Genomic DNA, 5,695 nt, shown 5'->3' with positions numbered 1-5,695 from the left:
GCCCCGCGGCCGCGCGGGGCCTCCGCGCCCGCCCGAGCTCGACCCGTCGCGGCAGGCCGCACTGGAGCTGCTCACCGCCGTGCGGGTGCGCGACGCTTACGCCAACCTCGCCCTGCCCGCGATCATGCGCCGGCACCGCCTCCACGACCGCGACGCCGCGCTGACCACCGAGCTGGGCTACGGCACGCTGCGCGCCCGCGGCCTGCTCGACGCGGTGATCGAGGCGTGTGTGGACCGCCCGCTGATCCGGGTGGAGCCCACGCTGCTCGACGCGCTGCGGCTGGGCGCCTACCAGCTGCTGCGCACCCGCATCCCGCCGCACGCCGCCGTGGACACCACGGTGGAGCTGGTGCGTGTGGAGGCCGGCAGCCGTGCCGCCGGGTTCGTCAACGCGGTGCTGCGCAAGGTCGGGCAGCAGGACGAGGCCGCGTGGGTGGCGCAGCTGGCGCCCCCGGTGGAGGAGGACCCGCTCGGCCATGCCGCCTTCGCCCACGCGCACCCGCGGTGGATCGCGCAGGCCTTCGCCGACGCGCTCGGGGCCGGTGCCGCCGGCGAGCTGGACGACGCGCTCGCCGCCGACGACGCCCGGCCGCTGGTGCACCTGCTGGCGCGCCCGGGGGAGATCACCGCCGCGGAGCTCGCGCTCGTGACCGGTGGCGAGGAGGCGTCCTACTCGCCCTACGGCGTGCATCTCGAGCCCGGCAGCGGCGACATCGGCGACCTCGACGCCGTGGCCGAGGACCTCGCCGTGGTGCAGGACGAGGGCAGCCAGCTCGTGGCGCTCGCGCTCTCGCGGGCCACGCTGCTCGGTGAGTCGGTGTACGACGGGGACGGCGAGCGCTGGCTCGATCTGTGCGCGGGCCCCGGCGGCAAGGCCGTCCTCCTCGGCGGCCTGCTCTCGCTCGACGGCGGGGAGCTGGACGCGGTGGAGTCGAGCGAGCACCGCGCCGATCTGGTGCGCCGGGTCACCAAGGACCTCCCGGTGACGGTGCACACGGCCGACGGCCGTGAGGCCCCGCTGCCCGACGGCGCGTTCGACCGCGTGCTCGTCGACGCTCCCTGCACGGGCCTCGGAGCACTCCGACGCCGGCCGGAGGCGCGGTGGCGGCGGCGCCCCGAGGACGTCTCGGCGCTGTCCAAGCTGCAGCGCGAGCTGCTCACCGCGGCGCTGCGGCACGTGCGCCCCGGCGGGGTGGTGGCGTACGTGACGTGTTCCCCGCACCTGGCGGAGACCGTGGGCGTGCTCACCGGCGTGGTACGCAAGCACCCGGACGTGGAGCTGCTCGACGCGCGCGAGTACCTGCCGGGCGTGCCGCAGCTCGGCGACGGCCCCACGGTGCAGCTGTGGCCACACCGGCACGGCACCGACGCGATGTTCCTCGGCCTGCTGCGGCGGAGGCCCTGAGTCGCCGGGGGTAACCTTCCCCGGGTGCTTCCGATGATCGCTCCGAGCCTGCTGTCGGCCGACTTCGCGCGTCTCGCCGACGAGGCGGACGCCGTGACGGGCCCGCCCGGTGAGGGGGCCGACTGGCTGCACGTCGACGTCATGGACGCGCATTTCGTGCCGAACCTGACTCTCGGCCTGCCCGTGGTGCAGTCGCTGCTCAGGGCCACCGTGGTGCCGATCGACTGCCACCTCATGATCGACGACCCGGACCGCTGGGCGATCGGCTACGCGGAGGCGGGCGCCTACAACGTGACCGTGCACGTGGAGGCCGCCCGCGACCCGGTGGCGCTGGCGAGGGACCTGCGGGCCGCCGGGGCGAAGGCGGGCCTGTCGGTCAAGCCCGGGACACCCCTCGAACCCCACCTGGAAACCCTGCGGCACTACGACACGCTGCTGGTGATGAGCGTGGAGCCGGGCTTCGGCGGCCAGAGCTTCATGCCGGAGGTGCTCGACAAGGTGCGGGCCGTGCGCCGCATGGTGGACACCGGACACCTGCGGCTGCTGGTGGAGATCGACGGCGGTATCAACGCCGACACCATCGAGGCCGCCGCGGAGGCGGGCGTGGACTGCTTCGTGGCCGGGTCGGCCGTGTACGGCGCCGAGGACCCCGGGCGAGCGGTGCGCGCCCTGCGCCGGAAGGTGCTAGAGGCCACACCGGACCGCGGATGGTCCCTGTGACGCGCTGACCATGATCCGCGGCCGGGAACGATCGGACGGGCGCCGCGGTTGCAGAAGACGGATGATGCGCTGTGCGGGCCCCGGACGGGCGCGCACCGGAAGGACCGAGGGACATGTTCACGGGGATAGTGGAGGAGATCGGCGAGGTGCTCGCGGTACGCGAGAGCGCCGAGGTGGTGGTGTTCACCGTGCTCGGCCGGACGGTGACCTCCGACGCCGCGCACGGCGACTCCATCGCCGTCAACGGCGTGTGTCTGACCGTGATCGACCCGGCGGGCAGCACCGACGGCACGTTCACCGTGGAGCTGGTGCCCGAGACGCTCAAGCGCTCCAGCCTGGCGGCCGTGGTGGAGGGCGCCCGGGTGAACCTGGAGCGCGCCATGCCCGCGGGCGGGCGCCTCGGCGGCCACATCGTGCAGGGCCACGTCGACGGCGTGGCGACGCTGCTGCGGCGCAACCCGGCCGAACGCAGCGACGAGCTCGTGTTCAGCCTCGCGCCCGACCTCGCCCGCTACGTGGTGGAGAAGGGCTCCATCACGGTGGATGGGGTGTCGCTGACCGTGGCCGGGGTGACGAGTGACACGTTCACGGTGGCCTTGATCCCGACCACATTGGCACACACCACACTCGGGATCCGCCAACCCGGGGATACCGTCAACATCGAGGTCGACGTCGTGGCGAAGTACGTCGAGAAGCTGGCCGCGGGATACCTCGCCCGAACGGGATCGCACACCGCGGCTGACGAGGAGGACCGGCTCTCGTGAACGGTGGACCAGTGCAGGGTGCTGCGAGCGGTGTCGTTCCGCGTGGTGTAGCCCGGGGCGGTGTCGCCGGGGCGTCACCCGGCGGCTTCGAGGCCATCGAGCGTGCCCTCGCCGACCTGAAGGCCGGCAAGGCCGTGGTGGTGGTGGACGACGAGGACCGCGAGAACGAGGGCGACCTGATCTTCGCCGCCGAGATGGCGACGCCCGAGCTGGTGTCGTTCACGGTGCGGTTCACCTCCGGCTACATCTGCGTGGCGCTCACCGAGAGCGAGTGCGACCGGCTCGATCTGCCGCCCATGCACCACACCAACACCGACAACTTCCGCACGGCGTTCACCGTGACCGTGGACGCGAAGGCCGGTGTGACCACCGGCATCTCCGCATCGGACCGGGCCCACACCATCCGGCTGCTCGCCGACGCCACCGCGGATGCCGGTGACTTCGTGCGGCCCGGCCATGTTCTGCCGCTCCGTGCGCGTGAGGGCGGCGTGCTGCGCCGTCCCGGCCACACCGAGGCGGCCGTGGACCTGGCCCGCCTCGCCGGGCTGTCGCCCGCGGGGGCGCTCTGCGAGATCGTGTCGCAGAAGGACGAGGGCGAGATGGCCCGCGGCGACGAGCTCGCGGTGTTCGCCGCCGACCACGACCTCACGTTGATCACCATCGCCGACCTCATCGCCTACCGCCGCCGCTTCGAGAAGCACGTGGTGCGCGTGGCGCAGGCCCGCATCCCCACCGCGCACGGCGACTTCATCGCCTACGGCTACGACTCACTGCTCGACGGCATCGAGCACATCGCGATGGTGCTCGGCGACCTGGCCCAGCCCGAGAGCACCGGCGAGGACGTGCTGGTACGCGTGCACTCCGAGTGCCTCACCGGCGACGTGCTGGGCTCGCTGCGCTGCGACTGCGGCCCACAGCTCGACGCCGCCCTCGCGGCGGTGGCCGCGGAGGGCCGTGGCATCGTGCTCTACATGCGCGGGCACGAGGGCCGGGGCATCGGCCTGCTGCACAAGCTGCAGGCCTACCAGCTGCAGGAGGCCGGCGCCGACACGGTGGACGCCAACCTCGCGCTGGGCCTGCCCGCCGACGCGCGCGACTACGGCATCGGCGCCCAGATCCTCGCGGACCTCGGCGTGAAGTCGATGCGGCTGCTCACCAACAACCCCGACAAGCGCGCCGGCCTGGAGGGCTACGGCCTCACCATCCTCGGCCGCGAGCCGCTGCCGGTGCGGGCGAGCCCGGAGAACCTGCGCTACCTGCGCACCAAGCGCGACCGCATGGGGCACGACCTGCCCGATCTCGGCGACGGCGGGCCCGGCGTTGCCGGTGGCGCCGGTTCGTGACGGCGCGGCACGGCACGACTGTGCGGCGCGGGACGGCGGCGCGGGATGGCGTCGTGCGGCATGACCGGGCGCCGCGCGATGGCGCTGTGCGGCATGACCGGGCGCCGCGCGATGATGGCGGCATGACGGAGCGATCTGCGGCGGGCCGGGCATGAGCGGCGAGGGACGGCCGGAGCACGGGCAGGCGCCCGACGCCTCCGGGCTGCGGCTGGCGGTGGCGGCGGCCACCTGGCACGCGGAGATCGTGGACGTTCTCCTGGAACGCGCGCTCGCCACTGCGAAGGAGGCCGGCCTGCCCGAGCCCACCGTGGCGCGGGTGCCCGGCACCCTCGAGCTGTCGGTGGTGTGCCAGGAGCTCGCGACCACCCATGACGCTGTGGTGGCGCTCGGCGTGGTGATCCGCGGCGGCACGCCGCACTTCGAGTACGTCTGCGACGCGGTGACCGCCGGGCTCACCCGGGTGTCGCTCGACGAGCGCACCCCGGTGGGCAACGGCGTGCTGACCTGCGACACCCGCGAGCAGGCCGTGGACCGCTCCGGCGTGCCGGGCTCGGCCGAGGACAAGGGCGCCGAGGCCTGCCTCGCGGCACTGCACACGGCGCTCGTGCTGCGCGGGCTGCGGGCGAGCGCGACGGGGGACGGGTCATGATTGACACCGGAGCGGGGAAGGGCACCACGGCCACCGGCGTGCGGGTGGTGGTGCGGCCCCGCAAGGCGGTGATCGCCTCCTGGATCGGCTCCGTGGTGATCGTGGTGCTGTTCGTGGTGATCGCACTCGTGCTGCGCAACACCGCCACGGGCGTGTTCTTCCGCTTCGCCGACCAGGTGGCGCTCCTGCTGATGGGCCTGTTCATCGCCGGTGGCGTGCTCCTGCTGGCGCGCCCGCGGGTGGTGGCCGACGCCGAGGGCCTCGAGGTGCGCAACTTCCTGCTCAGCAGGTACTACTCGTGGGAGGTCGTGGAGCACATCGCGTTCCCCGACGGGGCGTCGTGGGCCCGCCTCGACCTGCCCGACGACGAGTACATGCCGGTGCTCGCGATCCAGGCGGTGGACGGCACCCGCGCGGTGGACGGGATCCGCCGGGTGCGCGCCTTGCACGCCGCGGCGCGGTCGGCAGGCTCCACCGGCACCACCTGACCCGGACTCGGGGCGATCATCGAGCGCGGCCGCTCCGGTGACGCCGCCGAAGGTGTGACGGCGTTCCGGCAGAAGCGGGCCGCGCGATTCCCGGACCGGGTGTCGGCGGACAGGCCGGCCTTCCACCCCTGGTGGACGGACCGGCCGTGGGCTCCGCTGCCCGACGCTCCGCACGGGCACGGCGGCTGACCCCACCGGACCGCACGTAGCATCGGGAGCGTGCTCCGTAGCCGTGAGATCCGTGCCAGCGAACAGGTGACCCCCGGAACCGACGAGAGCGTCCGCCTCGGCGACATCGTGCTCCGCAACCGCCTGGTGACCTCGTC

General features: G+C 73.7%; 6 protein-coding genes. All 6 read left to right on the top strand.

Annotated elements, in window-relative coordinates; all coding sequences use genetic code 11:
- A partial coding sequence (locus tag JWR81_RS15620; RefSeq protein WP_297652267.1) for a transcription antitermination factor NusB occupies positions 1-1,405 on the top strand: 1,405 nt, incomplete at its 5' end.
- A gap of 33 nt (positions 1,406-1,438) precedes the next feature.
- Complete coding sequence (gene rpe / locus JWR81_RS15615; protein WP_297652264.1) at positions 1,439-2,125, top strand: ribulose-phosphate 3-epimerase; 687 nt, start codon at positions 1,439-1,441, stop codon at positions 2,123-2,125.
- 113 nt (positions 2,126-2,238) lie between these two features.
- The gene (locus JWR81_RS15610; RefSeq protein WP_297652262.1) at positions 2,239-2,889 is read left to right on the top strand and encodes a riboflavin synthase; all 651 of its coding nucleotides are present in this window, start codon (positions 2,239-2,241) and stop codon (positions 2,887-2,889) included.
- A 95-nt stretch (positions 2,890-2,984) separates the two neighbouring features.
- Positions 2,985-4,232 carry a bifunctional 3,4-dihydroxy-2-butanone-4-phosphate synthase/GTP cyclohydrolase II gene (locus JWR81_RS15605; protein ID WP_297652270.1) on the top strand — a complete coding sequence of 416 codons (1,248 nt, stop codon included), beginning with the start codon at positions 2,985-2,987 and terminating at the stop codon, positions 4,230-4,232.
- 151 nt (positions 4,233-4,383) lie between these two features.
- A complete protein-coding gene (ribH, locus tag JWR81_RS15600; protein ID WP_297652259.1) occupies positions 4,384-4,881 on the top strand; it encodes a 6,7-dimethyl-8-ribityllumazine synthase in 498 nt (165 codons plus the stop codon).
- Entirely contained in the window at positions 4,878-5,369 is a 492-nt protein-coding gene (locus tag JWR81_RS15595) for a PH domain-containing protein (protein ID WP_297652256.1), read from the top strand. Before ribH ends, JWR81_RS15595 begins: the two co-directional genes overlap by 4 nt.
- The last annotated feature ends 326 nt before the right edge of the window (positions 5,370-5,695 follow it).

The organism is Pseudonocardia sp. (assembly GCF_025965585.1).
Classification (GTDB): Bacteria; Actinomycetota; Actinomycetes; order Mycobacteriales; family Pseudonocardiaceae; genus Pseudonocardia.
The sequence above is the reverse complement of the archived record's forward strand: the minus strand, read 5'-3'. Positions and strand labels throughout refer to the sequence as shown.

Coding starts and splice junctions, on each gene's coding strand:
- rpe (WP_297652264.1), top strand. CDS start 1,439: ATGATCGCTCCGAGCCTGCTGTCGGCCGACTTCGCGCGTCTCGCCGAC.
- JWR81_RS15610 (WP_297652262.1), top strand. CDS start 2,239: ATGTTCACGGGGATAGTGGAGGAGATCGGCGAGGTGCTCGCGGTACGC.
- ribH (WP_297652259.1), top strand. CDS start 4,384: ATGAGCGGCGAGGGACGGCCGGAGCACGGGCAGGCGCCCGACGCCTCC.
- JWR81_RS15595 (WP_297652256.1), top strand. CDS start 4,878: ATGATTGACACCGGAGCGGGGAAGGGCACCACGGCCACCGGCGTGCGG.